The 974-nt window shown below is 57.2% G+C and carries 1 rRNA gene; it reads left to right on the forward strand.

Features of this window, described 5'->3' with window-relative positions:
- A 16S ribosomal RNA gene (locus tag NDI85_RS22210) occupies window positions 1-974 on the forward strand; the annotation flags it as partial.

Genomic DNA, 974 nt, shown 5'->3' on the forward strand with positions numbered 1-974 from the left:
TCGGGAAACTGAGGCCAATAGCGGATATCACTCTCAGACTGGAGTGTCGAGAGTGAGAAACGTTCCGGCGCTGTAGGATGTGGCTGCGGCCGATTAGGTAGATGGTGGGGTAACGGCCCACCATGCCCATAATCGGTACAGGTTGTGACAGCAAGAGCCTGGAGACGGTATCTGAGACAAGATACCGGGCCCTACGGGGCGCAGCAGGCGCGAAACCTTTACACTGCACGAGAGTGCGATAGGGGGACTCCGAGTGCGAGGGCATATAGTCCTCGCTTTTCTGAACCGTAAGGTGGTTCAGGAACAAGGACTGGGCAAGACCGGTGCCAGCCGCCGCGGTAATACCGGCAGTCCAAGTGATGGCCGATATTATTGGGCCTAAAGCGTCCGTAGCTTGCTGTGTAAGTCCATTGGGAAATCGACGCGCTCAACGCGTCGGCGTCCGGTGGAAACTACACGGCTTGGGGCCGAGAGACTCGACGGGTACGTCCGGGGTAGGAGTGAAATCCTGTAATCCTGGACGGACCACCAATGGCGAAAGCACGTCGAGAGACCGGACCCGACAGTGAGGGACGAAAGCCAGGGTCTCGAACCGGATTAGATACCCGGGTAGTCCTGGCTGTAAACAATGCTCGCTAGGTATGTCACGCACCATGAGTGCGTGATGTGCCGTAGTGAAGACGATAAGCGAGCCGCCTGGGAAGTACGTCCGCAAGGATGAAACTTAAAGGAATTGGCGGGGGAGCACCACAACCGGAGGAGCCTGCGGTTTAATTGGACTCAACGCCGGACATCTCACCGGTCCCGACAGTAATAACGACGGTCAGTTTGACGAACTTACCCGAGTTACTGAGAGGAGGTGCATGGCCGCCGTCAGCTCGTACCGTGAGGCGTCCTGTTAAGTCAGGCAACGAGCGAGACCCGCACTTCTAGTTGCCAGCAATACCCTCGAGGTAGTTGGGTACACTAGGAGG

This window comes from Haloarcula sp. S1AR25-4, assembly GCF_031624555.1.
Classification (GTDB): Archaea; Halobacteriota; Halobacteria; order Halobacteriales; family Haloarculaceae; genus Haloarcula; species Haloarcula pellucida.